Genomic DNA, 25,253 nt, shown 5'->3' with positions numbered 1-25,253 from the left:
GGCGCCGGCCCGACCCCGGGCCCGCAGGGTCAGCGGCTCGCAGCCCGCCGGTACTGCCGGCTCGCCAGCGGAGCGAACACCGCGACGATCACGACCGACCAGATCAGCACGTAGAGCACCGGGTTCTGCAGCGGCCACGCCTGCGAGGCGTTCAGCTGGCTCGCCACCGCCGAGTCGTTGCCGAACAGGGTGCGCGCGGCCTGGGTGACGGCCGAGACCGGGTTCCACTCGGCGAAGACCCGCAGCGGTTCGGGCAGCGTGTTCAGCGGGACGAAGGTGTTCGCCAGGAAGGTCAGCGGGAAGATCACGATGAAGGACGCGTTGTTCACCACCTCCGGGCTCGGCACCAGCAGCCCGACGAACGCCATCACCCACGAGAAGGCGTAGGCGAACACCAGCAGCAGCGCGAACCCGGCCAGCGCCTCGACGAGCGAGGTGTGGATCCGCCAGCCCACCAGCAGCCCGGTCACCGACATCACGACCAGCACGATCACGTTGTTCACCACGTCGGACAGCGTCCGCCCGGTGAGCACCGCCGAGGGAGACATCGGCAGCGACCGGAACCGCTCGATGATCCCCTTCTTGACGTCCTCGGCGAGCCCGGCGCCGGTGTTCGTCGCCCCGAAGATCACGGTCTGGGCGAAGATCCCGGCCATCAGGAACTCCCGGTAGCCCGCGCCGCCGCCGGTCGGGTCGATCGCGCCGCCGAAGACGAAGGCGAACAGCAGCACGAACATGATCGGCGACAGCGTGGTGAAGACCAGCAGGTCCGGCACCCGCTTGATCTTGATGAGGTTGCGCTTGGCGACGACCGAGGCGTCCGCCAGCATCGTGACCGGCCCGTTCACGCCACCCGCTCCTGGTCCCCGGCCCGCTCGGCCGCCTCCTCCTTCTCGACGGGATGACCGGTGAGGGTCAGGAACACGTCGTCCAGCGTCGGCCGGCGCAGCCCCGCGTCGTCGACGGACACCTCCGCCGCGCGCAGCCGGTCGAGCGCGTCGCGCAGCACGCCCACCCCGCCGGAGACCGGCATCGTCAGCGACCGCCGGTGCCGGTCGAGCGCCGGCTCACCGACCCCGAGCGGGGCCAGCAGCGCCGCGGTGGACTCCAGGTCCGACGACGCGCTCGTCGTCACCTCCAGCCGTTCCCCGCCGACCTGGGCCTTGAGCTTGTCCGCGGTGCCCCGGGCGATCACCCGGCCGTGGTCGATCACCACGATCTCGTCGGCCAGCGCGTCGGCCTCCTCCAGGTACTGGGTGGTCAGCAGCAGCGTGGTGCCTCGCGAGACCAGGGTCCGGATGACGTCCCACAGGTCGTTGCGGCTGCGCGGGTCCAGCCCGGTCGTCGGCTCGTCCAGCAGCAGCACCGGTGGGTCGGCCACCAGCGCGCCGGCCAGGTCGAGACGCCGCCGCATGCCGCCCGAGTAGGTGCGGGCCGGACGGTCCGCGGCGTCGGTGAGGTCGAAGTCGGCCAGCAGCTCGCGGGCCCGCTCCCGGGCCCGGGCGCGGCCCAGGTGGTAGAGCCGCCCCACCATCTCGAGGTTCTCGAAGCCGGTCAGGTACTCGTCGACCGCCGCGTACTGGCCGGACAACCCGATCCGGCCGCGTACCCCGGCAGGATCGCGGAGGACGTCGATCCCGGCGACCGTGGCCTCGCCCTCGTCCGGGACCAGCAGGGTAGTCAGCACCCGGACGACGGTCGTCTTCCCGGCGCCGTTCGGGCCGAGCAGCCCGAGCACGGTGCCCTCCGGCACGGACAGGTCGACCCCGTCCAGCGCCCGTACCGAGCCGTAGCTCTTGACCAGTCCGGTGGCGCGGATCGCATCCGGCATCGTGGACGTCTCCCAGGTGTGTGCGTGGTGACCGGGCGGCGCGGTCGGGGTCCGCCTCGCCGTACGTCAACTGTGCCCGACAACCCCGACAGTCTCGCGCGGATTCCCGGGCCGCGGCCCGCGACCGGTGGTCGCCTCCCGCGGCCGGTTCAGCTCGCGGAGAGGGCCTCGCGGCGGCGGGCGTGCGCGAGCAGCATCCGGCGCCCGACGAGCATCAGGACGGCGGAGACCAGCATCACGCCCGCGTTCACCGACCACGCGGTCGGGAAGCCGGAATGGGTCGCCACCCAGCCGAACGTGATCGGCCCGGCGAAACCACCGGCGTAGACCCCGACCTGCACGATCGACGTCGCGGCGGCCGGCGCCGACGGGTTCAGCCGGACCACCGCGAACTGCAGCAGGCCCGGCCAGGCCCAGCCGAGCCCGAAGGCCAGCACCACTCCGACGATCAGGGCGGGCGTCCCGGGGACGGCGAGCAGGACGAACCCGGCCGCACCCGCGGCGAGGCTGGCGGCGACGACCGTCACGTGCCCACCCGAGCGCCTGTCCGCCAGCCAGCCGTGCAGCAGCCGGATGCTCAACCCGATCACGCTGCCGAACGTCAGGACCAGTCCGGCCAGGCCGGGGTCGATCCCCCGGTCCACCGCCGAGGCGACCAGGAAGATGCCCAGTGCGGTCGCGGTCCCGGCGGCCAGCCCGGACGCCGCGCCGATCACACCGAGCGCCGCCGTCGCGCGGTCGCCCTTCGCCGCTCGCGTGACCGGTGCCGCATCCTCCCGCGGGCACCCGGCCAGGGCCGCCAGCGCCAGGACCGCCCCGATCGCGTAGGCCCAGCGCCAGCCCGCGGTCAGCGCGACGGCCGGCACCGCGGCCCCGGCGAGCAGGGTGGCCGCCGGGATCGCGGCCTGCTTCACCCCGAACGACAGGCCCATCCGGTGCGCCGGCACCGAGCGGGCCAGCGTCAGGTTCGACGACAGCTGGCCCATCACGTTGCACCAGGCCGCACACAGCAGCAGCGCGACCAGCGAGGCGTAGGACCGCGCGCCCACGGCCAGCGCCGCCATCAGCACGGCCGCGCCGACGACCGAGACCCGGCTGGTGAGCCGCGATCCCAGGCGCTCGACGAGCATGCCGACCGGCAGCGAGCACAGCGCGCTCACCCCGAAGTAGAGCGCCACCACCAGACCCAGGCCCGCGGGGTCGAAGCCGAGGTCGGCCGAGAGCTGCACGGCGAGCGCGCCGGTCAGGAACACCGGCAGGACCGACACGGTCGTGACGGCGATCGCGCCGGCCGCCACGCGGAACGTCGACGGCCCGGCCGTGACGCCCGCGTCGGACTCGGTCACGGTGCTCACGATGAGCAACGCTAACCGATTCGCCCCGCATCCACCCGGTCGTCGTGGCCGCTCTCTCAGCTATCCCCCGATGCGCGAGTCGTGTCCCGCCCACTCCTTCTCGCGGAGCTCGAACTTCTGCACCTTGCCGGTGGAGGTCTTCGGCAGGTCCTCGACCAGCTCGACGTACTTCGGGGCCTTGTACCGGGCGATCTTCGACTTCACGTGGTCGATCAGTTCCTGCGGCTCGGCTGCGCGGCCCGGCTTGAGCACGGCGAAGGCCTTGCAGACCTCGCCCCAGCGCTCGTCCGGCACGCCCACGACGGCGGCCTCCAGTACCGCGTCGTGCGAGACGACCGCCTGCTCGACCTCCACGGTCGAGATGTTCTCCCCGCCGGAGATCACGACGTCCTTCGCGCGGTCGCGCAGCTCGACGTAGCCGTCCGGATGCATCACGCCCAGGTCACCGGAGTGGAACCAGCCGCCCGCGAACGCCTCAGCGGTCTTGTCCGGGTCGAGGTAGTAGCCCTTCATGACGTTGTTGCCGCGCATGACGATCTCGCCCATCGTCGCGCCGTCGCGGGGTACGTCGGTCATCGCCTTGTCGACCACCCGCACCCGGTCCGCGCACACCATCCCGACGCCCTGCCGGGCCTGGCGGCGGGCGCGCTCCTCGGCGTCGAGGTCGTCCCACCCGCGCTGGTACTCGTTGACCGTGTACGGCCCGTAGGTCTCGGTGAGGCCGTAGACGTGCACGATGCGGAACCCCATCCGCTCCATCTGCAGGATGGTCGTCGGCGACGGCGGCGCACCGGCCGTGGTGATCACCAGCTTGTAGTCGAGGGTGACCGCCTCCGGCGCGTTCATGATCGTCGTGACGACGGTCGGGGCCCCGTTGAGGTGGGTCACCCGGTGTTCGGTGATCAGCTTCCAGATCACGTCGCCACGGACCTCGCGCAGGCAGACGTGGGTGCCGCCGATGGCGGTCAGCGCCCACGGCGTGCACCAGCCGTTGCAGTGGAACATCGGGAGCGTCCAGAGGTAGACGCTGTCCGGCGTGTGCGTGGAGTGCACGATCTCGCCGAACGAGTTCAGGTACGCGCCGCGGTGGTGGTACTCGACGCCCTTCGGGTTCCCGGTCGTCCCCGAGGTGTAGTTGATCGTGATGGTGGACCGCTCGTCGTCGACGGCCCAGGGGAGCGGGTCGTCCGCACCACGGGCGAGCAGGTCTGCATAGGACAGACCGGAGCCGACGCCGTCGCCCGGGGCCGCCGGGTCGGTGACGGTGACGATCTCGCGGACCGTCTCCAGCTCGCCGGCGACCGGGCGGACGGTCTCGTAGAGGACGTTGTCGACCACCAGCACCGTCGCGCCGGAGTGGTCGAGGATGTAGCGGACCTCCTCGGTCGACAGCCTGGTGTTGATCGCGACGAGCACGGCGCCGGCCAGCGGCACCGCGAAGTGGCCGACGAGCATCTCCGGCACGTTCGGCAGCAGGTAGGCGACCCGGTCACCCGGCCCGACGCCGGAGGCCCGCAGCCCGTGCGCGACCCGGGTGGCCTCGGCCGCGAACTCGGCGTAGGTGTGCCGCCGGTCGCCGTAGACGATCGCGGTGCTGTCGGCGAAGACGTCGGCGGAGCGGCCGAGGAAGGCCAGCGGGGTGAGTGGGGTGGTCCAGACGTCGGTCGCGGGCGTCACGATCGGCTCCTTCGCAGCGGGTGGACGTGTCGGCGATCCTCGCCGTCGCACCTGCGCGGGGCAACCGCATCCCGGAGAGCAGATCGGTGCCGCGGAGTCGGTGCTGCTGCTTCGGCCGTCGGCCGCCCGGCCTCGGTGCTGCTGCTTCGGCCGTCGGCCGCCCGGCCTCGGTGCTGCTGCTTCGGCCGTCGGCCGCCCGGCCTCGGTGCTGCTGCTTCGGCCGTCGGCCGCCCGGCCTCAGTCCTCGATCGAGATGGCGGCCTTCGGGCAGCTCCGCACGGCCTCCTCGAGCTTCGGGCGCAGCGACTCGGGCGGGTTCTCGTCGAGGATGTAGAGATAGTCGTCGTCCCGCACCTCGAACACCTCCGGCGCGACGCCCATGCAGACGGCGTTGCTCTCGCAGAGATCGAAATCCACGTTGACCTTCATGGCCGCCATGGTGCACCCGACCGCGTGACGGCGCAGGACTGAGGTGGCCCTGACCTGCGGTTATGCTTACCTACACGTCGCCCGGCGAGCGGTCAGCCCGAGCCTGCGGGCGACGGCTCGGGAGCCGGGGCGGACCCCGTGCGGGCCTGCTCGACCGGTGTCGCCGGCGTCGCCGAGCGCGGCAGCTCGACCATCGTCGCGCCGGTGACGGCGGTGGCCCGGACCGGCGTCGACACAGTCCCGCTCGGGCCGGCCGGCGCGCCGGGCCCGGGCGCGACCTCCATCTGGGCGGCGACGCCCAGGGTCACGCCGAGCACCAGCGGGGTGCCCAGCGCCAGCAGACGCCTGCGGGTCCCGTCCATCACGAACCTCCACCTCGGTCGACGACCGAGCGGGGAGTGCGCGGGGAGCGGCCACGGTCGTCGACCGGTCATTCGCCGGACGCCGACCCGCCGTTACCGGGACGGGATCGGGTTCTCAGCCCTTCCTCAGGACCGGGCGCAGCGTGTCGAGTACCGACGCGTCGTCGATGGTCGAGGGGACCGGCTCCTCGGCGCCGTCGGCGATCCCGCGCATCGTCTTGCGGAGGATCTTCCCGGACCGGGTCTTCGGCAGTGCCGGGACGACGGCGACGTCCTTCAGTGACGCGACCGCCCCGATCTGCTCGCGGACCATCGCGACGAGCTCGCCGCGCAGCGTGTCCTCGTACCCGTCCACGGAGCTGTCCACACCGGACTTCAGTACGACGAAGCCGCGCGGGACCTGGCCCTTCATCGAGTCGGCGACGCCGATCACCGCGCACTCGGCGACGTCGGCGTGCGAGGCGAGGACCTCCTCCATCCCGCCGGTGGACAGCCGGTGCCCGGCCACGTTGATCACGTCGTCGGTGCGGCCCATGACGAAGACGTAGCCGTCGTCGTCGAGGTGGCCGCCGTCGCCGGTGAGGTAGAAGCCGTCGAACGCGGCCATGTAGGAGCTGACGTAGCGCTCGTCGTCGTTCCACAGGGTGGGGAAGGCGCCCGGCGGCAGCGGGAGCTTCGCGACGATCGCGCCGTCCACACCGGGCTCCGCCGGCGCGCCGGTCTCGTCGAGGACCTGCACGTCCCAGCCGGGCATCGGGCGGGTCGGCGAACCGGGCTTGATCTCCAGCAGCTCGATGCCGGCCGGGTTGGCCGCGATCGGCCAGCCGGTCTCGGTCTGCCACCAGTGGTCGATCACCGGGATGCCGAGCAGGTCCGAGGCCCACCGGTGGGTCTCCGGGTCCAGGCGCTCGCCGGCCAGGAACAGGTACCGCAGCGACGAGATGTCGTGGACCTTCGTGAACTCGCCGTCCGGGTCCTCCTTCTTGATCGCCCGGAACGCGGTCGGCGCGGTGAACAGCGACTTCACCCGGTTCTCGGCGACGACCCGCCAGAACTGCCCGGCGTCCGGGGTGCCGACCGGCTTGCCCTCGTAGAGCACGGTCGTCGCCCCGACCAGCAGCGGCGCGTAGACGATGTAGGAGTGCCCGACGACCCATCCGACGTCGGACGCGGTGAAGATCGTCTCGCCGGGGCCGACGTCGTAGATGTTCGGCATCGACCAGGCCAGCGCGACGGCGTAGCCGCCGCAGTCGCGCACGACGCCCTTCGGCTTGCCGGTGGTGCCGGAGGTGTAGAGCACGTAGAGCGGGTCGGTGCTCTTCACGGGGACGGGATCGGCCGGCGTCGCCGTCGCGACGGCCCCGGCCCAGTCGACGTCGATCGGGCCCATCGCCGCGGTCGCCTGCTCGCGCTGCAGGATCACCGTCGAGTCCGGCTTGCGGTCCGCCAGCTCGATCGCCTTGTCCAGCAGCGGCTTGTACTCGATCACCCGCTTTCCCTCGATGCCGCAGGACGCGGAGACCACGACCTTCGGGCCGGCGTCGTCGATCCGGACCGCGAGCTCCTTGGCCGCGAAACCGCCGAAGACGACCGAGTGGATCGCGCCGAGCCGGGCGCAGGCCAGCATCGCGATCGCGGCCTCGGGGACCATCGGCATGTAGATCACGACCCGGTCGCCGCGGGAGACGCCCTGGTCACGCAGCACTCCGGCGAACCTCGCGACCTCGTCACGCAGCTCGGTGTAGGTGTAGCTCCGCGTCGAGCCGGTGACCGGGGAGTCGTACACCAGGGCGGTGCGGTCGCCGTGCCCCGCGTCGACGTGCCGGTCCAGCGCGTTGTGCGCGACGTTCAGCTCGCCGTCCGGGAACCACCGGTAGAACGGCGGGGCCGACCCGTCGAGCGCCGTGGTCGGCGGGACGTGCCAGTCCAGTGCGGACGCCGCGTCCAGCCAGAAGCCCTCGCGGTCGGACACGCTCGATCGGAAGATCTCCTCGTAGGCGGGCACCGCGTCCTCCCTCGCATCCGGCGGCCCGCACCGGCCGCCTGTGGGGTACGACACTAGGACGCGCCACCGACAGTTCGCAGTCCCTCGCCCGTCGCCCTGTCCGAGTGGTCCGTCGCGCGACGGCGGCCACTCACCGTCCACATGCCACCGATCGTCGTAGCGTCACCGGGGATGCACGTAACGTGATCGAGTGAGGGTCCGACACAGTGTGTGCGAGATCCGGGGTGTGCGGGATCCGGGAGGGACGAGAGGGGTGCGCGTGCGGGCGTGGCTCGGTGAGCGGCGGTCCGACGGACGCCTGCGTGGGTTCGCCGCGCTCGCCGTGCTGGGGACGCTGCTGGCCGGGCTCGGCTTCGCCGGCTGCGGGCGGGCCCTGCCGCTGGAGGCGGCGGCCGCGTCGTCCTGCGCGCCCGCCTGGACGACGGGCTGGCACGCCGCCCAGCAGGCCGTCCCGGGTGACCAGCTCGCCGGCCGGACGCTGCGGATGGTGATCCGGCCGCAGGCGTCCGGCGACGAGGTGCGGCTGCGGCTCTCGCACCGGCACGGCGACGGGCCGCTGCGGATCGGGGCGGTCACGCTCGGCCGGGCCGGCGAGCCCGCCGCGCTCGACGACGACCCGGTGCCGGTGCACGTCGGCGGGAGCCCGTCCGCGGTGCTCGAGCCGGGGGCCGAGGTGCTGACCGACCCGCTCCCGCGGGCGGTGCGGGCGGGCGAGCCGCTGACGGTGAGCCTGTACCTGGTCGAGGTCCCGCCGACGATCAGCTCGCACCCGGTCGCGATGCGGACGGCCTGGCTCTCCGGACCCGGTGACCGGACCGGGGACCGCGGTCCCGGCGGGTTCGGCACGACCCTGCAGTCCTGGCCGGTGCTGTCCGGGCTCGAGGTGCTCGCCCCGCGGCCCGACGGCGCGTTGCTGGTGATCGGGGACTCGCTCGTCGACGGCGTCGGCAGCACCCCGGACGGCGACGACCGGTTCCCCGACCAGCTCGCCACCCGGCTCGCCGAGCTCGGCGGCGACCGGTCGATGACCGTGCTGAACGCGGGGCTGTCCCGCAACCGGCTGCTCGATGACGACCCGCCGGCCGGTGGGGACGCGCCGCTGAGCCGGTTCGACGCCGACGTCGCACGGGTCGCGGGGGTGCGGGACGTGCTGCTGCTGATCGGCACCAACGACCTCGCCGCGGGAGCCGACGGCGACGATCTCGTGGACGGCCTGGCCGCCTTCACCGACCGCGCCCGGTCGGCCGGGCTGCGCGTGTTCCTCGCGACGATCCCGCCGTCGGCCAGCGGTGGCCGGTCCGGTCCGGACGCCGTCGCCGCCCGCGAGCACGTCAACACCTGGCTGCGCACCGAGGGCGCGCAGCGCGCCGACGGGGTGGTCGACGCCGCGGCGGTGCTCGCCGATCCGGACGATCCGGAACGGCTGTGGGCCGGCCACGACTCCGGTGACGGCCTGCACCCCGCACCGGAGGGCTACCGGGTGCTGGCGGCCGCGGTACCGGCGGCGGAGCTCTCCGGGAGCCCGTGCCGGACGTCCACGGCCGGGTGATCACCGACGGCGCTCTGTGATCGACAGAGCGTTGTCCCGTCACTCGGGAAGACGCGTGCGGGTGACCCCGGCGATCGGTAACGTCTTGGTCACGGCCACAGCACGTGGCGGTACCGGCGGTGCCGGCTCCGCCGGCGCGACCTCCGCGTGGATCCGGGAGGCGCCCCGGGGTGCCGGTTGCCCTGACGGCCTACGGGGAGGCCTCATGAGCATCGGCGCGAAGCGCGGCATCGACGAGGAGACGGGGTCCATACCGGCTCCGCGGAACGCGGCGGACGCGTTCAAGGTCTCGGACGACCAGGTGCAGAAGGCCCGGATGATCGTGGCGAAGAACTCGTCCGACTCTGAGGACCTGCGTGAGCTGCTGGACATGCTCGGATTGATCTCCTCGAACCCCGAACAGCCGCCGCCCGTCGCGCGGTGAGCCCCTGACCGGCCACGACGCCGGAACCGGGGGGTGCCTGCGCGGGCCCCGGGAGCGGTGTCGTATGGTTTCACCGCTCCCAACGGACAGCCGTTGAGGGAAGGACGGGCCCCGCGGGAACGTCTGAGCCCCCATCGTCTAGCGGCCTAGGACTCCGCCCTTTCAAGGCGGCAGCGCGGGTTCGAATCCCGTTGGGGGTACGGCGTGAGCCATCGGTTACGATGTCTCACGCAGAGCAAGGCCCAGTGGCGCAGTTGGTTAGCGCGTCGCCCTGTCACGGCGAAGGTCGCGGGTTCGAGTCCCGTCTGGGTCGCTCCACCACCTCGGAGATCCTCTTCGGAGAGTCTCCGAGGGCCGGGGCCAGGTAGCTCAGTTGGTACGAGCGTCCGCCTGAAAAGCGGAAGGTCGGCGGTTCGACCCCGCCCCTGGCCACCTCTCCTCTTCCCGGTCCTCGCGTCAGGGCCGCTCCCGGTCCAGATAGGCCTGCAGGCTCCGGGGCATCCGTCCGGCACCGAAGTCGTAGAACCGCACCCAGGCCGGCGTGATCGCGATGCGCGCCTGCTGGTCGTACACCGCGCGGACGTTCTTGTCGAACTCGGCCGCGACGTCCGGCTCCATGGACTTGTGCGCGGCGGCGAGGTACTCCGGAACGATCCCGTCGACGACGGTGATGCTCGCCGTCCCCCGGATCGACAGCGCCCGGGCGTCGCCCGGGGTGCCGCCGCCGTCGATGGCCAGCGCGACGTCCGTCCGTTCCCTCAGCGCTCCGAGCTTGGGCGCGTACGGGTGCGTGGCGACCACAAACTCCGCGCCGGTCCAGTAGTAGCCGACCGGGACGACGCGCGGGGTCCCGTCCTTCGCGGTGTAGGCGAGATGGGCGGCCGAGGTCGACGCGATCAGATCCTGCGCATCCGCCAGTTCCTGCGCGATCTCCTGCCGCTCCATCACGGCTCCTCCCGCTCACCGAACCACCGCACGAGCGGCCGTCGCAGCTCGTCCTTGTCGTCCCCGGCCCACGCCACGTACCCGTCCGGCCGCACCAGGACGGCCGGCGCGTCGATCTCCATGCCCACGTCGACGACATGGTCCACCCGGTCGGCCCACCCCGCGACCGAGAGCGTCCCGGTCCGGTCGAGCAGCAACCCCCGGCCGTCGTGCATGCGTTCGTAGAGCCGTCCCCGCTCCAGCGGCAGGTCCCGGATCCGGCGCCCGACGAGCTCGTGCCCGCCGCCGAGGTCGTAGCGGATCCCGATCCCCGTCGCCTTCTCGGTCAGGTACCGGCCCACCTCGTCGAGCTGCATCAGCTCCGACAGCAGCCGCCGGACGGCCTGTGGCCCCGGCGTCGTGGACAGCAGTTCGGACTGCGCGCGGACGAAGTCGAGCACCTCGGCGGCCACCGGGCGGCGCTCGGTCTCGTAGGAGTCGAGCAGCCCGTCCGGGGCCCGGCCGAGCACCGCGGCGGCCAGCTTCCAGCCGAGGTTGAAGGCGTCCTGGATGCCGAGGTTGAGGCCCTGACCGCCGACCGGCGGGTGGACGTGCGCCGCGTCGCCGGCCAGCAGCACCCGGCCGACCCGGTAGCGCTCGGCCAGCCGCGTGGCGTCGCCGAAGCGGGACAGCCAGCGCGGGGAGTGCACGCCGAAGTCGGTGCCGGCGACCATCCGTAACTGCGCCCGGAAGTCGTCGAGGTTGGGTGGGGTGTTCCGGTCCTGGGCCACGCCGTCGGCGGGGACGACGACGCGGTAGCGGCCGTCGCCGGTCGGGCCGAGGCCGAACCGCTTCTCCGTCCGGCGGATCTCGGTGACCACCTCCGTGATCGTCTCCGGGGAGGCGGTCACCTCCATCTCTCCCAGCAGCGTCTCCACCCGCGTGGCCTCGCCCGGGAAGCCGACGCCGAGGAGCTTGCGGACCGTGCTGCGGCCGCCGTCACACCCGACGAGGTAGCGGGCACGGAGGGAAGCGCCGTCGGAGAGCTCGGCGGTGACGCCGTCGTCGTCCTGGGTGAGGTCGGTCAGCGCGCAGCCCCGCCGGATCTCGGCACCCGCCTCGACGGCGTGCTCGGTGAGCAGGCGCTCGGTGACCGGCTGGGGGATGCCGAGGATGTAGCCGTGCGCGGTGTCCGGACGACCGGTCGACGGCATGTCGAGCGCGGCGAAGTGGGCCGAACCGGGGTGGCGGCGGCCGTGCTCGAGGAACCGGTCCAGCAGCCCGCGCTGGTCCAGCACCTCGATGCTGCGCACGTACAGGCCGAGCGAGCGGACATGCCGGGTCGGCTCCTCGTCGCGCTCGAGCACGAGCACCTGCACGCCCTGCAATCGGAGCTCGCCGGCCAGCATCATGCCGGTCGGCCCGCCGCCGACCACGATCACGTCGTACATGGACCACCTGTTCTCCCGGGGGCCGGTCCACGTTCTCGCAGGTACCGGCGTGAGCCGGAAGATTCTGCGACGCAACCCGGGTCTTGCCGCAAGCCCCGGCAGGCGCTATACGTTGACAGTGGCGGGAGATCAGCTCCCGAGCCGCTCCCGGATCCGCTCGGCGACGTCGTCGAGGTCCGCCCGCGCCGTCGGCTTCCGTGACCGGCCGGAACTGAGCCGGAACCGGTCACCCCGGTAGCGCGGGATCACGTGCAGGTGCACGTGGAAGACCTCCTGGAACGCCGCCTCGCCGTCGGAGAGGAACAAGTTGACCCCCTCGCACCGCAGGTCGGTCCGGCGCAGGGCTCCGGCGACCCGGTGCGCGACGCGGAACATCTCCGCGCCGACGTCCGGATCGAGGTCCTCGAGCCCGGTCGCGTGCGCGGCCGGGACGACCAGGACGTGACCCGGGTTGACCGGGTGGATGTCGGAGAACGCGAGGACCCGGTCGGTCGTCGCCACAACACTCGCGGGAAGCTGACCGGACACGATGTCGCAGAACGGGCAGGACACGCATCGAGCCTTCCCGGTGCACGTCCGGGTGGCAATCGAGCGCCCCGCGTTGCCGGTCCCGGCGGATCGGGCGTAGGTCTGTCGCACCGCAGTGGATCGTCGGAGGGGGCCCGATGGCTGAGACGGAACCGGTGCTCGTCGTCGGGTACGGGCGGGCCGAGGCCGGCGACCACGCCCTCGCCATCGCCGCCGGGATCGCGCCGGGGCTGGGTGCCCGGCTGCGGGTGGTGCACGTCGTGACGGCCGACGACTACCCCGACGACCCCGACTCGGAGACCTACGAGGACGAGGGACGACGGCGTCTGCGGGCCGGGCACCAGCACGTCGAGGACGTCCTCGCCGCCACCCCGGAGGGGCGCGGCGGCCGGTTGCGCTGGACGCAGGAGGTCCGGCACGGCGATCCGGTCACCGTCCTGATCCGGGCCGCCGAGGACCGGGACACGCTGATGATCGTCGTCGGTACCCGGGGGGAGGGAGCGACCGCGACGCTGTCGCGGCTGCTCGAACCGTCGGTGTCGCACGGCCTGATCCGCCATCAGCACCGGCCGGTGCTGGTCGTCCCACCGCCGGACGAGCACCGCTGACGACCGAGCAGGTGTACGGTCGCCACACCAGGGTGATGGAGCTCACCGACCAACCGCCCCCGCTGATGGCTCCTGCCGTCGAGGCACGAGCCGATGCGCAGGAGGCGAGCCGTGAGATCCCGTGAACATCGCCAGTTCGACACCATCTGCAGACACCTCGCCGCGGACGATCCCGAGCTCGCCCGCCTGCTCAGCCTGCCGCGGTCCCGACGTGCCGCCGTCGCCACCGCGTTCGGCCGGCTGATGCTGTGGGCCGGGGTGGCCCTGCTCGTCCTCGGCGTGCTGCTGAACGCGCCGCTGGTGTTCGCCACCGGCCTGCTGCTGGCGGGCACGTTCTGGCTGCCGCAACAGCTCGCCCGGACCGAGAACCCGTCGGACGCCGGGGGATCGTGATGCGGTCCGTCACGGCGCCGGATCGGTGGACCGTGCCGCGAACGCCGGGACTCGAGCCGGTCGGCGTCACCCGGCCCCGGTGACCTCCGGCTCGCGGTCGTCCCGGGCCGCTCGCGCTCGCCAGACGGCGACGGCCGTGCTCCCGGCCGCGATCACCAGCAGTCCCGCCGCGGCCGCGGTCCAGGCGTCGGGAGCGGTCAGCGGCTGCCCCCGCAGCGCCTGCCAGGTCAGCAGCGCCAGCAACCCCGTGTAGGCCGCGGCGGCGGTGGCGACGAGGTCCCGCCGCAGGAGCGGGTCGCGCAGCGCTCCGCCCCGGGACGCCGCGAGCTCCAGCCCGATCAGCAGCAGCGGCAGCAGCTGCAGCGCGTGCATCCCGACGAAGTGCGGGACCCGCAGGTCGCCGCCGGTCGTGCTCCATCCCAGGAGGGCCAGGCCCGGGCCGCCGTCCGGGACGCCGACGGCGTGCGCCCCCACGATGCCGTGGAAGTCGGCGAGCTGGGCCGGTGTCGGGCCCGTCATCAGGAACCCGAGCGCCATCCCGACCAGCGCGATCACCGCGCCGGTCCGGATCGCGACTCGACGCGCCGGGTCCAGGTCGCGGACCCCGAACAGTCCCGCGGTCAGCCAGAGCGACCCGAGCCAGGCGACGACGATCGACACGCCCATGGTCGCCCAGAGCGTGGCGTCCAGACCGGTGGAGACGTTGAAGTGGCTGGTGGTCCCGCGCCCGGCCTGTACGGCGATCACCACGATCTCGACCGCCAGCGTCACCGCGGCGACCGTGCCCGCGAGGTGCGCCCCGCGCAGCCGGCCCCGCTGCGCGCGCAGCTGGTCGTAGAGCCAGGCCCAGGTGATGCAGAAGATCGCGATGGAGGCGGCGAACTTCAGCGGCTTGAGCCAGATCGGCGCACCGAGCAGGACGCGTGGGTCCAGCAGGACGCCGAGCGCTGCGATCGGGACGAGCACCGCGCAACCCAGGCCGACGGCCATCAGCGGGCGGTGCCAGGCGAAGGCCTCACGCAGCGACATCGGGACCTCCGGGACCGGCCGACAGTATGGATACTGTAACTATCCATTCGGGTCGGTGTCCATCCCGATCAGCTTCCGGCCGTGAACCTCCGCGCGGAGTGGCTCTCCTGGGCGATCCGGCGGAGGGCGGCGATCAGGGCGTCGCCGAGGACGGTGCCGACCAGGGCGGTCTCCGCCACGTCGGCGCGGCCGGCACTGCGCCCGACGGCCAGCATGTCGCCCTCGGCAGCCCGGTCCGCCGCCTCGGCCCACAGCGTCAGCGTGTCCTCGCCGGGACACTGGCCGAGCTCGTGCAGCCGGGCGAGCACGGTCCGGGCGCCGTCGAGGGCGGGAGCCCGGTCGGAGACCTGCCAGCCCGCGCGCGCGAGGATGGCGTCGAGGTCCTTCGCCGCCCGGTCGGCGAACTCCCCGGCGTCGTCATCCCCGCCGTCGCCGGCCCCGGTGACCGCGTAGACGGTGCGCCCCAGCATCGCGTGCACCCCGACGTCCGGGTCGTCGACGGCGGCCAGCACGTCCTTGACCCCGGCGATCGGCAGGCCGCCGACCTCCACCAGTGCCCGGATCAGTCGCAGCCGCTGCAGGTGCGAGGTGTCGTAGCGGGCCTGGTTCGGCGAGGTCGTCTCCCCGCGATGGAGCAGCTCCTCGCGCAGGTAGTACTTGATCGTCGCCACCGGGACGCCGGAGGCGCGGGACAGCTCGGAGACGCGCACACCGGATAGGCTAGCTATCCGCTCCCTTCAGGTGGTCGACCAGACCGAGCGACACCGCGTCGGCGGCGGTGAGCCAGCGGTCGCGGGAGCCCTCGGGGATCGGCCCCCCGCAGTACCGCTCGGTCAGCGTGGCGATCTCCCGGCGCCGCTCGGCCAGGTGGTCGGCGCGGACCCGGACGTCGCCGGGGCGCGCGCCCCGGACCTGGCCGGTGCCGTCGTCGTCGGACGGGAGCAGCGCGGCGTGCGGCAGCGCGAACCGCTTCGCGGGGGTGCCGGACGCGACCACGAACGGGACCGGGCCGGCCAGCGATCCCGCCGCGACGGTGACGACGTCGGTGGCGAGGGTGCGGATCGTGTCGTGCACCGCCATCGCCGCGACCGGGGACCCGCCGGGGGAGAGGACCTGCAGGGTGATGTCGCGGCGGGGGTCCTCGGTCGCGAGCAGCAGCAGCCGGGCGCAGACGTCGGCGGCGACGTCGTCGTCCAGCTCGCGGGCGAGCAGCACGATGCGCATCCCGAGCAACCGGTCGGCGAGCTCGGTCGTGGTGGTCAGTGCGGGCATGCGGAACTCCTTCTCCGGACCTGCCACCGGCGGCAGGTCCGGCCGCGACGGTAGATCCGCGAGCACCCTCCCGACCTGCGATTACCCCACCGGCGAACCGGTTTCGCCGACGGCGGAGCCGCAGAGCGCGGCCAGCCTGGTGCGCGCGTACGCCGGCTCGGCCCGCCAGCCGGCGGCCGCCTCCCAGGCGTCCACGGCCCGCCGCACGGTGTCGCCGACGTCGGCCCACCCGTCGAGGTCGAGGACGGACCGGTCGACGCGGCACTCGTCCCAGTCCAGGAAGCCGGGGCGGCCCTCGAGCATCCGGACGTTCTCCCGTCCGGGGTCGCCGTGGACGACCGAGACCGGCTCGCCGTCGAGCGCGGCCCAGGCGGCGCGGCAGGCGGACGCCGCCTGCGGCGGCATGCCGGCCAGGTCCACGTCGCCGCCGCGCGTCCCGCCGCGGACCAGTGCGGCGGTCCCCGCGAACCCGGGACGCTGCGGCCGCTCGCCGGTGTACGCGTGCAGCCGCCGCAGCTCGGCGGCCACGGCGTCCCGGTCATCGGGGCCGGGCGGGTCACCGTCGAGCCAGGTCCGCACGACGAACCGGCCGTCGCGCCGGGCCCCGGCCGCGGTGGGCACCGTCTCCGGGACGCGGAACCCGTGGCCGGCCAGCTCGTCGAGCAGGTCCAGCTCCCAGTCCAGCGCCGCGGACGACCGGGTACTGCGGTGCACGACGAGCCGCCGGTGGCCGACCTCGGCGGCCCACACGGCGCTGCGGTGACCGCCGGCGAGCGCTCCGGTGACCCGCAGGCCCGGCCACGCCGCGACGTCGGGAGCGGTCAGGCCTCCTTCGGTTCCCACAGCTCGGGCTTGTCGGCGAGCTTGCGCGGCAGCCCGAAGTACTCGAACAGCTCGGTGTTCAGGAAGATGCTCAGGCCGGTGACCGCCTCGTCCTCGACGCGCAGGGCGGTGATCCCCCAGGCCTCGAACTCACCGTTGGGCCCGGATGGTTTCCACTGGGCGTACCCCACGGTGCCGTTGACCTCGACCGGGGCCACCCGGGACCCGCGGCAGCTCTGCCCGGGACCGGTGTCCATCCACGCGATGACGTCCTCGCGGCCGCGGAACCACAGCTCCAGCGGCGGCATGTTCTGCTCGACGTCCTCGTGCAGCAGCGCGGTGAGCGCCTCCATGTCGAAGGCCTCGAACGCGGCCATGTAGCGCATCAGCAGCTCGGTGTGCGCGGCGTCCATGGTCGGGCTGGTTCCCGGTGCGGCCTCGGAGACGCCGTGCTCGTTGAGCGTGGCGCGGGCGCGCTGCAGCGCGCTGTTCACCGACGCGACCGAGGTGCCGAGCAGCTCGGCGACCTCGGCGGCCTTCCAGCACAGCACCTCGCGCAGGATCAGCACCGCGCGCTGGCGGGCGGGCAGGTGCTGCAGCGCCGCGACGAAGGCGAGCCGGATGGTCTCCTTCGCGACCGCCTTGTCGGCCGGGTCGCCCGCCGGGGTGGACACCCGGGCGTCGGGCATCGGCTCGAGCCACTCGGCGTCCGGCAGCGGTTCGCGCAGGGACTCGGCCACCGGGGCGCCGGGCCCGTTGACGTCCATCGGGACGGCGCGGCGCTTGCGCCCGTTGAGGGCGTCGATGCAGACGTTCGTCGCGATCCGGTACAGCCAGGACCGCAGCGAGGACCGGCCGTCGAACTTCGCCAGCCCCTTCCAGGCGCGGATCATCGTGTCCTGCACCGCGTCCTCGGCCTCGAACGCCGAGCCGAGCATCCGGTAGCAGTAGCCGGTCAGCTCCCGGCGGTAGTCCTCGATCTGCAGGTCCAGCGGGCGGTCCTCGCCCTCGTCGGTACCGCTGCCGGTGCGGGCAGGCGCACTCATGGGTCCCCCTAGCGACGTCGTCCGTCGAGCGGGCCGATCCGATCCGGCCCGGATGTGGGCGAGTGTGCCGCGCACCACCGACAATGTGGAGGGGCAACCGGTGACCGGACCCCTTCGGAGTGCCGGACGGCCGGTCGGTCGGCCACCCGGGGGACGCCCGGGCCGCCCGGACGGCGTCGCCGCAGCGGGCCGGTGACGCCGCCGTGGGATGCTCGTCGACGACGTGGCGTGCTCGCTCCGGCCTCCCGGTGCGCCGCGGTGGGAGACCCGGGACGGCCGGAGAGCGCGGAACGCGGTGATGGTGGCGACGGCCGGGAACAGCACGAACGGCACCGACCGGTCATCCGGCCTCCGCCGGGCCGGACGGCGGCCGGTCACGTCGCGGTCGGAGATCGAGCACATCGCGCTCGAGCTGTTCACCGATCGCGGGTTCGAGCACACCACCGTCGACGACGTCGCGCACGCGGCCGGGATCGGCCGGCGCACCTTCTTCCGCTACTACGCCTCGAAGAACGACGTCGCGTGGGGCGCGTTCGACGAGCAGCTGCACTCGATGCGGGCGGTGCTGGCCGCCCAGCCGTCGGACCTCGGGGTCCTGGAGGGCATCCGGCGCGCCGTGCTGGAGTTCAACCACGTCGAGCCGGCCGAGCAGCCCTGGCACCGCCGGCGTCTGCAGCTGATCCTTCGGACGCCCGCACTGCAGGCCCACTCGACGCTGCGGTACGCGGCCTGGCGGCAGGTCGTCGCCGACCACGTGGCCGCCCGGCGCGGGGAGCCGGCGTCGTCGCTGGTCCCGCAGAGCGTCGGGCACGCCTGCCTGGGGGTCTGTCTCGCCGCCTACGAGCACTGGCTCTCGGCCGACGGCGCCGAGCTCGCGGACCTGCTGGACGGGGTGTTCCGGTCGCTCGAACGCGGCTGGGCCGCCGAGCTCGCCTGACCGGGCCCACACCACACCCCGAGGGGCACCTGGGAGTCGTCGCCGAAAGATCGAACTACTCCCACGTGCCCCTCGGCCCGGGGCCGCGGCGGTGTGTGTATGTGGCGCGGTCAGCGGGCGCTGCCGAACAGGCGCTCCCAGAGGCTGGGGGCGGCCGGGGCGGGAGCGGCCGGGGCGGTCGCCTCCGCGGGGTCGGCGGCGGTCGGGGCGACCGGCGTGCCGGGGGCAGCGGGGTCGGCGGGGACGGCCGGGGAGGCGGGGACACCCGGAACCGTTGCGGCTCCCGGAACCTCCGGAGTCGCCGGGGAACCCGGGACCCCCGGCGCCGCCGGGACGGTCGCGGCGGCCGGATCGGCGAGCGCCGCCGGGTCCTCCGCCGCGGCCGAGGCCTCCGGCACCTGGGGTAGCGCCGGCGCCTGCGGGGCGGCCGGGGCCGGCACGTCCGCCGGTGCGGGGGTGCCCGGAACCGCCGGTGCGGGGGCCGCCGGGTCCGGCACGTCCGCCGGTGCGGGGGTGTCCGGGACCTGCGGAGCCGCCGGGACCTGCGGAGCGGGGGCGGCCGGGTCGACGGGGACCGCGGGGGCTGCGGGGTCGACGGGGACGGCGGGAGCGGCCGGGTCGGCGGGGACGGCGGGAGCGGCCGGGTCGGCGGGGAGTGCGGGATCGGCCGGATCGACGGGCGGAGCCGGGTCGTCCTGCTGCAGCGTGGCCTCGTCGACCGGCGCCGGGACGACCGGCGCGGGGGCCGCCGCCCGCCCGCCGAAGAGCGTGTCGAACAGCCGGTCCAGCGGGCCGTCCGGGGACTGCGCGGGTGCCGAGGCGGCGGTGGGGACGACGTCGACGGTGCGTGCCGGCTCGTTCGCGGCGGCCACGCCGGCCCCGTAGGCACCGAGCGTGCCGATCATGGCGGTGAGGGCGAGGGATGTGGTGACTCGGGATCGCACTGACTCTCCAGTTCGCGGTGCGGGGCACGTGGTGACTGACGGCGCAGAGCTTGGGGTGACCTGCGGTGATGCACCAGTGGCCCGTTCGTGGAGCGGGGTGTCGCGACGGTCCGCGCGGTCACGGAACGGGTGGAACGAGGCGCAACGCGACCGGAACGGGCGACCCCGTCCGGGGGGTGGGCGCAGGCCGGGCGGCGTCCGGCCACCCGGCCGGGGGTGGCGCGCGCGTCACCGATCACTCGTCGGCATGGAAACGGTCGCCGCGTCACCCGTCCGGGACGCAGATGACGCTCGGCGACCGGAACGGGTCGACGACGTGACGGTGGGTCACGACGCCGGGAGGGGTGCGGCCGGTGTGACGACGGAGGCACGAGCGGTCACGCACCGTCGCCGGACGGTCCCGTCCGGACGCCGCGACGGGACGGGCGGGCGGGAGCGCCGGGCGTCGCCGTATCGCCGGGTCGAGTGTGGTCGCGACGGGCCGGGAGCGTGGTAGCGTCCGCGCCGGTTGCAGTCGTTCTTCTCTCGATCGCCGTGAAGCGTGCGTGTGAAGTTGTGACGGTGGGCTTCGCCGGCGGTACGGACGTATTCGCTGACGTCGTCCGCGCGACCTCCGGCTCTTGCTGTGAGGGCCGGAACCGCTCCATCGAGAAGGACAAAGCTATGCCGCAGGGCACCGTCAAGTGGTTCAACGCCGAGAAGGGCTTCGGCTTCATCGCCACCGACGACGAGGGACCGGACGTTTTCGTCCACTACTCCGCCATCGAGTCGAACGGCTTCCGTACCCTGGAGGAGAACCAGCGGGTCGACTTCCAGGCCAGCCAGGGTAAGAAGGGGCCGCAGGCCGACACGGTCCGCGTGATCTGACTTCCCCGCGGGACACGATCCCGCAGGCGACCCGGCGCCGGCGTTCCCGATCGGAACGCCGGCGTCGTCGTGTGCCGGGGTGTACCGGGGCCTGCTCAGCCGAACGCCGGGCGGCTGCCCTGCCGCGCCCGGAGCGCCGCCGCGGCCACCACCGCGAGCGCGCCCAGCCCGGCGACGGTCGCCACGACCGCCCCCGCCTCGACCGCGATCCAGAACAACGCCCACGCCGCCGTCGCCGCGAACGGCACGGCGGCGACCGTGCGGAACACCGCCCCGCAGATCACCGCGACCGCCACCAGCAGCACCAGCGCCCCGACCCACGGGCCGGGCTCCGCGCCGAGATAGGTCGACGTCACGGTCGCGCCCAGGACCGTCGCGAGCGCCACCCAGCCGGTGTAGAAGGCCATCGGCCCGTGCAGCAGGACCCGGTCCACAGTGCTCTCCGCCGGGAACCTCGCGAGCGTGCGCAGGATCATCACGAGCGAGACCAGCAGCGCCACGATCAGGACCTGGGCGGTCCCCAGGTACCCCTGCGAGAAGACCACGATCCAGCCCGCGTTGAACACCGCGGTCGCGACGAACCACCAGCCGGTGGCCCGGTGCACCGCGCGGGCCGGCTGGCCGGGCAGCGTCTGGTGCACCGCGTACACCAGCAGCGCCAGGTAGATCACCGTCCACACCGAGAACGCGATCGTCGCGGGCATCAGCGGGGACGGGTACCGGTCGGAGAGCACCTGCTGGGACTCCCCGAAGAAGCCGCTGCCGCCCAGTGATCCCGCGACGGCCTGGACCACTGCGGCGGCCAGCACCACCCACGCCCGCACCATGTCCACCCGCCGGGCGGCCCGCGCGCCCCGGATCGTCGTCGCCATCAGATTCCTCCGTTCGGCCCACCAGATATCTCGATGGTAAAGACATTCACGCGACGGGGCATGTCGAGCGGTACGACGACCGGTGGCGCCGCAGGGCGTCGCCGGGGCGCTGCCGTCCATCCGTCCGCAGTGGCCGGTCACCCGCCGGTCACCGGCCGTGCGCCCGTCGTGCGGTCGATCATTCCCGTTCGTCTCCCGGTCGGGTGTCCTCGCCGCGAGCCGCTCGCGAAGACGTGACCGGTGCCTCCATCCTGGTGTTGCACTTCACAGGAACGAACGGCACCACGGCGGTGTCGGCACAGGTGGAAGGAAGTGGATCTCGATGTCCTGGTGGGACAGCTACCGAGCCGTCTACGGCGCGGAGCTGAGGGCGGCCGCGCGTGAGTACGTCGACCACGGCTGGCCACTCGTACCGGGCCCCGGGGCCGAGGTCCTGCTCGCCACCGGCGACGTGCTCGACGTCGTCGAGGTGCCGGCCGGGGTCGGGCGCAGGGTCTGCCGGACGCTGCGCGAGTCCGGTGAGGTCGCGCCCGTCGCGGCCACCCCGGAGGGCACCTGGTGGTTCCCGATGAGCCCGGGGCACGCGCTGCCCGCGGAGCTCAGCCTGCACACCGACGTGGTGCTGCACACCGACGGCATCGGCGTCGTCGCACCGCCGACCGAGCGTCCGGACGGCTGGGTGCAGTGGCGGGTCGCGCCGGCCAGGGTCGGGTACCGGGTGCCCAGCGCCTCGACCGTCGTCGACGCCGTCTGCGAGGCGGTCCGGCAGCGCGGCGCCACCGCAGCCGAGGAGTCCGCCGCCGAGCGGGCCGGGGTCCTGCGCCCCTGAGTCGTACTCCTCGCGCGCGGGTCGGCCGGGCCACACGCCGGCTCGCAACGGACGCGGCGCCCGGGGGAGCACTTCTCCCTCGCCGTGGAGCTCGCGAGTCGAGCGTCCGCCGCGCTGCCGCTCCACCGGTGACGGCCGGGCCCCAGCGGGATCACCGCGGGGCCCGGCCGGGCCGGGACCAGGGATCGTCCCCAGCCGATCCCCGATGCACCCCGACACCCGCTGTCGGTGCCGCGGGGCACTATGGGAGTCGTGCACACCTCGCGCGCAGCGGAGCGTCCGGCTCCGGCCCCCACCGCCCCGCATCGGGAGAGCGCCGTTCCGGCGGTCCCCACCTCTCCGCTGGGCGGCTTCGGTCCCGGTGACGAGCAGAAGCGTCGTGACCTCCGCAGGATGAAGATGGTCGCGACCGGCTTCCTGGTCGGCGCCACGATCGTCTTCTTCATCGCCAAGTACTTCGAGAGCGTCCAGGGGATCTACTGGGCGTCCTACGTGCGGGCCAGCGCCGAGGCCGGCATGGTCGGCGCGCTCGCCGACTGGTTCGCCGTCACCGCGCTGTTCCGGCATCCGCTGCGGCTGCCGATCCCGCACACCGCGATCATCCCGCGCAAGAAGGACATGATCGGCGACAGCCTCGGCGACTTCGTCGGCGAGAACTTCCTGTCCGAGGCCGTCATCCGGGACAAGCTGGAGCGGGTCGGCGTCAGCGGGGTCGTCGGGACCTGGATCGGCCGGCAGGAGAACGCCGACCGGGTCACCTCCGAGCTGGTCCAGGCGGCCCGGGCGGCGGTCATGGTGCTGCGCGACGAGGACGTCCAGAACGTCATCGAGTCGGTCGCGGTCCGCAAGCTGATGGAGGTCCCGGTCGGGCCGCCGCTGGGCAAGGCCCTCGAGGGCGTGCTCGCCGACGGGGCGCACAAGCGCCTGGTCGACCTCGTCTGCGACCGCGCCTACGACTGGGTCGCCGACAACCAGGAGATGGTGCTGCGCGTGGTGCACGAGCGGGCACCGGCGTGGACACCGCGCTTCGTCGACGACATGGTCGCCGACAAGCTCTTCGCCGAGATCCGCGGCTACGCGTGGAACGTCAAGACCGATCCGGAGCACCCGCTGCGGCACGCGGTGGACCGCTACCTCGCCGAGTTCGCCCAGGACCTGCAGCACGACGAGAAGACCAAGGACCGCGCCGAGCAGGTCAAGCGCCAGGTGATCGAGCACCCGGAGGTCCAGCACTTCATCGGCCGCGCTTGGACGGTGGTCAAGGGCATGGTGCTCGACGCGGCCGACGACCCGTCGAACGAGCTGCGGCTGCGGGTGCGGGACGGGCTGATGGCGTTCGGTCGCCGGTTGGGCCGGGACGCCGAGATGGCCGCCAAGGTGGACGGCTGGCTGGCCGACGCGGCCTGCTACGTCGTGCGCCACTACCGGTCCCAGATCACCACCCTGATCACCGAGACCGTCGCGAAGTGGGACGCGAACGAGACCTCGCGGAAGATCGAGCTCCAGGTCGGCCGGGACCTGCAGTGGATCCGGATCAACGGCACCGTGGTGGGCGCGCTGGCCGGGCTGGTGATCCACGCGGTCGGCGAGGCGGTGTTCTGACCCGTCACGTCTCCGGAACCATGACGTCACAAACGTGGCACAGGCCACGCGACCTGCGCTAGCACTGTGCTTGCAGGAGCTAGCGGTCCTGCGTACCGTCGAGGGCGACGAGGGAACGGACCGATCGGAGGTGAGGCGGATGGGGACCGACAGGAACCCGGGAACCGAGAAGCAGTCCGCCGAGCGTGTCGGTCAGGCCGTGGAGCAGGTCGGCCAGGTGGTCGAGCAGGCCCAGCAGGCCGTCGGGCACGCCGTCGAGGACATCGGGTCCTACATCCGCATCCAGCGCGAGGCCGCGCAGGTGTCGATGCGGCAGCTCGCCCGGACGGCCGGGGTCAGCAACCCCTACCTGAGCCAGGTCGAGCGCGGGCTGCGCAAGCCGTCCGCGGAGATCCTGCAGCAGATCGCCAAGGGGCTGCGGATCTCGGCCGAGGCGTTGTACGTGCGCGCCGGGATCCTCGAGGAACGTCCTGCCGGTCAGGTGACCGACGCCGTGCTCACCGATCCGACCCTCAACGAGCGGCAGAAACGCGTGCTGCTCGATGTCTACGAGTCGTTCCGCAGGGAGAACGGCCTCCCCGGCGACACCCCGCACTCCACTCCAGACGAGGACGTGATCTGAATGGCCGTGAACCTCCCGACCAGCGCCGACGTGAAGAAGGTGCGCGAGCAGGCCGCCGAGCAGGCCGAGGTCGCCCGCACCCCGCTGATGGCCGTCATCGGCGTCGGTGACTACGCCTACAGCACCGTCAGCAAGGCGGTCTCCGACGTGCGGACCACCGCGACCGAGCGCGCGGAGGCGGTCCAGACCCGCGTCCAGGAGCTGCCCGACGAGCTGAAGGACCTGCGCGGCAAGCTCAGCTCCGAGCACCTGCGCACGCAGGTCGAGGAGTTCCGCTCGCAGGCCGAGGACGTCTACGTCGGGTTCGCCCAGCGCGGCGAGAAGGCCTGGGGCAAGCTGCGCAAGCAGCCGCAGGTCAAGCAGGCCATCTCGACGGTCGAGGACCTGACCGAGAAGTTCGACACCCGGCTCGACGAGTTCGTGGACGACACCCACGACGTCGCCGAGAAGGCGCTGAGCACCGTCACCACCCAGACCCGCTCGGCCGGCGAGAAGGTCGCCCGGCAGGCGCAGACGGTGGCCGGTGAGGCCGCCGAGGCCGTCACCGAGGCGAGCAAGGACGCCGTGGAGGCCATCGAGGAGGCCGGCGACGAGGTCGCCAGCACCACGCGCAGCACCGCCCGCAAGGCCGCAGCCAAGACCGATCCGAAGACCGGTACCGCCGCCGCGGCCACCCGCAAGCCGGCGACCCGCCGGAGCACCACCACCAAGAAGTGAGGCACGGCGGGCGTCCTGCCTGCTGAGCGCCGCGAACGCCCCCACCGGCATCCGAGCCGGTGGGGGCGTTCGTCGTGCTGCGGCCGCCTCGTCGCCGATGGCCGCGGCCGGCCGGATCGTCCGAGCCCACGTGACCCGCGGGGCGAGTGCCCGTACTC

General features: G+C 73.3%; 27 protein-coding genes, 3 tRNA genes and 1 riboswitch. Of the genes, 13 read left to right on the top strand and 17 right to left on the bottom strand.

All coding sequences use genetic code 11. From position 1 onward, the window contains the following. Nucleotides 1–29: 29 nt before the first annotated feature. The 7 genes from WIS52_RS29425 to WIS52_RS29395 form a co-directional block, all read right to left on the bottom strand. Nucleotides 30–848 carry an ABC transporter permease gene (locus WIS52_RS29425; protein ID WP_379611749.1) on the bottom strand — a complete coding sequence of 273 codons (819 nt, stop codon included), beginning with the start codon at nucleotides 846–848 and terminating at the stop codon, nucleotides 30–32. After that, nucleotides 845–1,831 carry an ATP-binding cassette domain-containing protein gene (locus WIS52_RS29420; protein ID WP_349301676.1) on the bottom strand — a complete coding sequence of 329 codons (987 nt, stop codon included), beginning with the start codon at nucleotides 1,829–1,831 and terminating at the stop codon, nucleotides 845–847. Before WIS52_RS29420 ends, WIS52_RS29425 begins: the two co-directional genes overlap by 4 nt. A 149-nt stretch (nucleotides 1,832–1,980) precedes the next feature. Further along, on the bottom strand, nucleotides 1,981–3,186 hold the full coding sequence (locus WIS52_RS29415; RefSeq protein WP_349301675.1) for an MFS transporter: 1,206 nt from the start codon (nucleotides 3,184–3,186) through the stop codon (nucleotides 1,981–1,983). 60 nt (nucleotides 3,187–3,246) lie between these two features. After that, a complete protein-coding gene (locus WIS52_RS29410; RefSeq protein ID WP_349301674.1) occupies nucleotides 3,247–4,863 on the bottom strand; it encodes an acyl--CoA ligase family protein in 1,617 nt (538 codons plus the stop codon). Nucleotides 4,864–5,100: 237 nt separating this feature from the next. Next, nucleotides 5,101–5,292 (bottom strand): ferredoxin, encoded by a 192-nt coding sequence (locus tag WIS52_RS29405; RefSeq protein WP_349301673.1) that lies wholly within the window; start codon nucleotides 5,290–5,292, stop codon nucleotides 5,101–5,103. A 92-nt stretch (nucleotides 5,293–5,384) separates the two neighbouring features. Then, nucleotides 5,385–5,657: a hypothetical protein gene (locus tag WIS52_RS29400; protein ID WP_349301672.1), complete on the bottom strand. Its 273-nt coding sequence runs from the start codon at nucleotides 5,655–5,657 to the stop codon at nucleotides 5,385–5,387. A 112-nt stretch (nucleotides 5,658–5,769) separates the two neighbouring features. Then, nucleotides 5,770–7,659: an AMP-binding protein gene (locus WIS52_RS29395; RefSeq protein WP_349301671.1), complete on the bottom strand. Its 1,890-nt coding sequence runs from the start codon at nucleotides 7,657–7,659 to the stop codon at nucleotides 5,770–5,772. Nucleotides 7,660–7,912: 253 nt separating this feature from the next. Between WIS52_RS29395 and WIS52_RS29390 the strand changes: the two genes are divergently transcribed. The 5 genes from WIS52_RS29390 (at nucleotide 7,913) to WIS52_RS29370 (ending at nucleotide 10,064) form a co-directional block, all read left to right on the top strand. Beyond that, complete coding sequence (locus WIS52_RS29390; protein WP_349301670.1) at nucleotides 7,913–9,208, top strand: GDSL-type esterase/lipase family protein; 1,296 nt, start codon at nucleotides 7,913–7,915, stop codon at nucleotides 9,206–9,208. 205 nt (nucleotides 9,209–9,413) lie between these two features. After that, the gene (locus WIS52_RS29385; protein WP_349301669.1) at nucleotides 9,414–9,632 is read left to right on the top strand and encodes a hypothetical protein; all 219 of its coding nucleotides are present in this window, start codon (nucleotides 9,414–9,416) and stop codon (nucleotides 9,630–9,632) included. Nucleotides 9,633–9,759: 127 nt separating this feature from the next. Beyond that, nucleotides 9,760–9,832: transfer RNA gene (locus WIS52_RS29380), tRNA-Glu, on the top strand. A 39-nt stretch (nucleotides 9,833–9,871) separates the two neighbouring features. Further along, a tRNA-Asp gene (locus WIS52_RS29375) sits at nucleotides 9,872–9,945 on the top strand. A 45-nt stretch (nucleotides 9,946–9,990) separates the two neighbouring features. Next, nucleotides 9,991–10,064 (top strand) — tRNA-Phe (locus WIS52_RS29370). A 24-nt stretch (nucleotides 10,065–10,088) separates the two neighbouring features. Here WIS52_RS29370 and WIS52_RS29365 read toward each other — a convergent pair. The 3 genes from WIS52_RS29365 to WIS52_RS29355 all read right to left on the bottom strand — a co-directional run bounded on the left by WIS52_RS29365 (nucleotide 10,089) and on the right by WIS52_RS29355 (nucleotide 12,559). Continuing rightward, complete coding sequence (locus WIS52_RS29365; RefSeq protein WP_349301668.1) at nucleotides 10,089–10,577, bottom strand: pyridoxamine 5'-phosphate oxidase family protein; 489 nt, start codon at nucleotides 10,575–10,577, stop codon at nucleotides 10,089–10,091. Next, nucleotides 10,577–12,007, bottom strand: a complete 1,431-nt coding sequence (gene rox, locus WIS52_RS29360) for a rifampin monooxygenase (protein WP_349301667.1) — start codon at nucleotides 12,005–12,007, stop codon at nucleotides 10,577–10,579. The genes WIS52_RS29365 and rox overlap by 1 nt, the downstream gene beginning before the upstream one ends. A 129-nt stretch (nucleotides 12,008–12,136) precedes the next feature. Then, nucleotides 12,137–12,559: an HIT family protein gene (locus tag WIS52_RS29355; RefSeq protein ID WP_349301666.1), complete on the bottom strand. Its 423-nt coding sequence runs from the start codon at nucleotides 12,557–12,559 to the stop codon at nucleotides 12,137–12,139. A 113-nt stretch (nucleotides 12,560–12,672) separates the two neighbouring features. Between WIS52_RS29355 and WIS52_RS29350 the strand changes: the two genes are divergently transcribed. Further along, nucleotides 12,673–13,143 carry a universal stress protein gene (locus WIS52_RS29350; protein WP_349301665.1) on the top strand — a complete coding sequence of 157 codons (471 nt, stop codon included), beginning with the start codon at nucleotides 12,673–12,675 and terminating at the stop codon, nucleotides 13,141–13,143. A gap of 22 nt (nucleotides 13,144–13,165) precedes the next feature. Beyond that, a riboswitch (Fluoride riboswitch) is annotated at nucleotides 13,166–13,225 on the top strand. A gap of 29 nt (nucleotides 13,226–13,254) precedes the next feature. Then, nucleotides 13,255–13,536, top strand: a complete 282-nt coding sequence (locus WIS52_RS29345) for a DUF3040 domain-containing protein (protein ID WP_349301664.1) — start codon at nucleotides 13,255–13,257, stop codon at nucleotides 13,534–13,536. A 66-nt stretch (nucleotides 13,537–13,602) separates the two neighbouring features. Here WIS52_RS29345 and WIS52_RS29340 read toward each other — a convergent pair whose 3' ends face one another. The 5 genes from WIS52_RS29340 to WIS52_RS29320 form a co-directional block, all read right to left on the bottom strand. Further along, entirely contained in the window at nucleotides 13,603–14,565 is a 963-nt protein-coding gene (locus WIS52_RS29340; protein WP_349301663.1) for a hypothetical protein, read from the bottom strand. 68 nt (nucleotides 14,566–14,633) lie between these two features. Beyond that, the gene (locus WIS52_RS29335; RefSeq protein ID WP_349301662.1) at nucleotides 14,634–15,275 is read right to left on the bottom strand and encodes a MerR family transcriptional regulator; all 642 of its coding nucleotides are present in this window, start codon (nucleotides 15,273–15,275) and stop codon (nucleotides 14,634–14,636) included. A gap of 10 nt (nucleotides 15,276–15,285) precedes the next feature. Next, a complete protein-coding gene (locus WIS52_RS29330) occupies nucleotides 15,286–15,837 on the bottom strand; it encodes an ATP-dependent Clp protease proteolytic subunit (protein ID WP_349301661.1) in 552 nt (183 codons plus the stop codon). 81 nt (nucleotides 15,838–15,918) lie between these two features. Continuing rightward, nucleotides 15,919–16,680 carry an aminoglycoside phosphotransferase/kinase family protein gene (locus tag WIS52_RS29325; protein WP_349301660.1) on the bottom strand — a complete coding sequence of 254 codons (762 nt, stop codon included), beginning with the start codon at nucleotides 16,678–16,680 and terminating at the stop codon, nucleotides 15,919–15,921. Further along, complete coding sequence (locus tag WIS52_RS29320) at nucleotides 16,659–17,705, bottom strand: sigma-70 family RNA polymerase sigma factor (protein ID WP_349301659.1); 1,047 nt, start codon at nucleotides 17,703–17,705, stop codon at nucleotides 16,659–16,661. Before WIS52_RS29320 ends, WIS52_RS29325 begins: the two co-directional genes overlap by 22 nt. Before the next feature lie 298 nt (nucleotides 17,706–18,003). On the opposite strand from WIS52_RS29320, the gene mftR reads away from it, so the two are divergent. Beyond that, nucleotides 18,004–18,642 (top strand): mycofactocin system transcriptional regulator, encoded by a 639-nt coding sequence (mftR, locus tag WIS52_RS29315; protein WP_349301658.1) that lies wholly within the window; start codon nucleotides 18,004–18,006, stop codon nucleotides 18,640–18,642. A 110-nt stretch (nucleotides 18,643–18,752) separates the two neighbouring features. On the opposite strand, the gene WIS52_RS29310 is transcribed toward mftR, so the two are convergent. Beyond that, a complete protein-coding gene (locus WIS52_RS29310) occupies nucleotides 18,753–19,547 on the bottom strand; it encodes a hypothetical protein (RefSeq protein ID WP_349301657.1) in 795 nt (264 codons plus the stop codon). Nucleotides 19,548–20,249: 702 nt separating this feature from the next. Here WIS52_RS29310 and WIS52_RS29305 point away from each other — a divergent pair. Next, on the top strand, nucleotides 20,250–20,453 hold the full coding sequence (locus WIS52_RS29305) for a cold-shock protein (RefSeq protein ID WP_210034904.1): 204 nt from the start codon (nucleotides 20,250–20,252) through the stop codon (nucleotides 20,451–20,453). A gap of 95 nt (nucleotides 20,454–20,548) precedes the next feature. Here the strand turns inward: WIS52_RS29305 and WIS52_RS29300 are convergent, their stop codons facing one another. After that, on the bottom strand, nucleotides 20,549–21,325 hold the full coding sequence (locus tag WIS52_RS29300; RefSeq protein ID WP_349301656.1) for a TspO/MBR family protein: 777 nt from the start codon (nucleotides 21,323–21,325) through the stop codon (nucleotides 20,549–20,551). Nucleotides 21,326–21,647: 322 nt separating this feature from the next. Between WIS52_RS29300 and WIS52_RS29295 the strand changes: the two genes are divergently transcribed. The 4 genes from WIS52_RS29295 (at nucleotide 21,648) to WIS52_RS29280 (ending at nucleotide 25,095) form a co-directional block, all read left to right on the top strand. After that, nucleotides 21,648–22,154 carry a bifunctional DNA primase/polymerase gene (locus WIS52_RS29295; protein WP_349301655.1) on the top strand — a complete coding sequence of 169 codons (507 nt, stop codon included), beginning with the start codon at nucleotides 21,648–21,650 and terminating at the stop codon, nucleotides 22,152–22,154. A 399-nt stretch (nucleotides 22,155–22,553) separates the two neighbouring features. After that, nucleotides 22,554–23,756 carry a DUF445 domain-containing protein gene (locus WIS52_RS29290; protein WP_349301654.1) on the top strand — a complete coding sequence of 401 codons (1,203 nt, stop codon included), beginning with the start codon at nucleotides 22,554–22,556 and terminating at the stop codon, nucleotides 23,754–23,756. A 139-nt stretch (nucleotides 23,757–23,895) separates the two neighbouring features. Next, nucleotides 23,896–24,378 carry a helix-turn-helix domain-containing protein gene (locus tag WIS52_RS29285; RefSeq protein WP_349301653.1) on the top strand — a complete coding sequence of 161 codons (483 nt, stop codon included), beginning with the start codon at nucleotides 23,896–23,898 and terminating at the stop codon, nucleotides 24,376–24,378. Continuing rightward, nucleotides 24,379–25,095, top strand: coding sequence for a hypothetical protein (locus WIS52_RS29280; RefSeq protein ID WP_349301652.1), 717 nt, complete (start codon nucleotides 24,379–24,381; stop codon nucleotides 25,093–25,095). Nucleotides 25,096–25,253: the final 158 nt, after the last annotated feature.

Source organism: Pseudonocardia nematodicida (assembly GCF_040105385.1).
In the GTDB taxonomy this organism is placed as follows: domain Bacteria; phylum Actinomycetota; class Actinomycetes; order Mycobacteriales; family Pseudonocardiaceae; genus Pseudonocardia; species Pseudonocardia nematodicida.
Note: the sequence above shows the minus strand (reverse complement) of the source record. Positions and strands in the feature narration are given on the sequence as shown.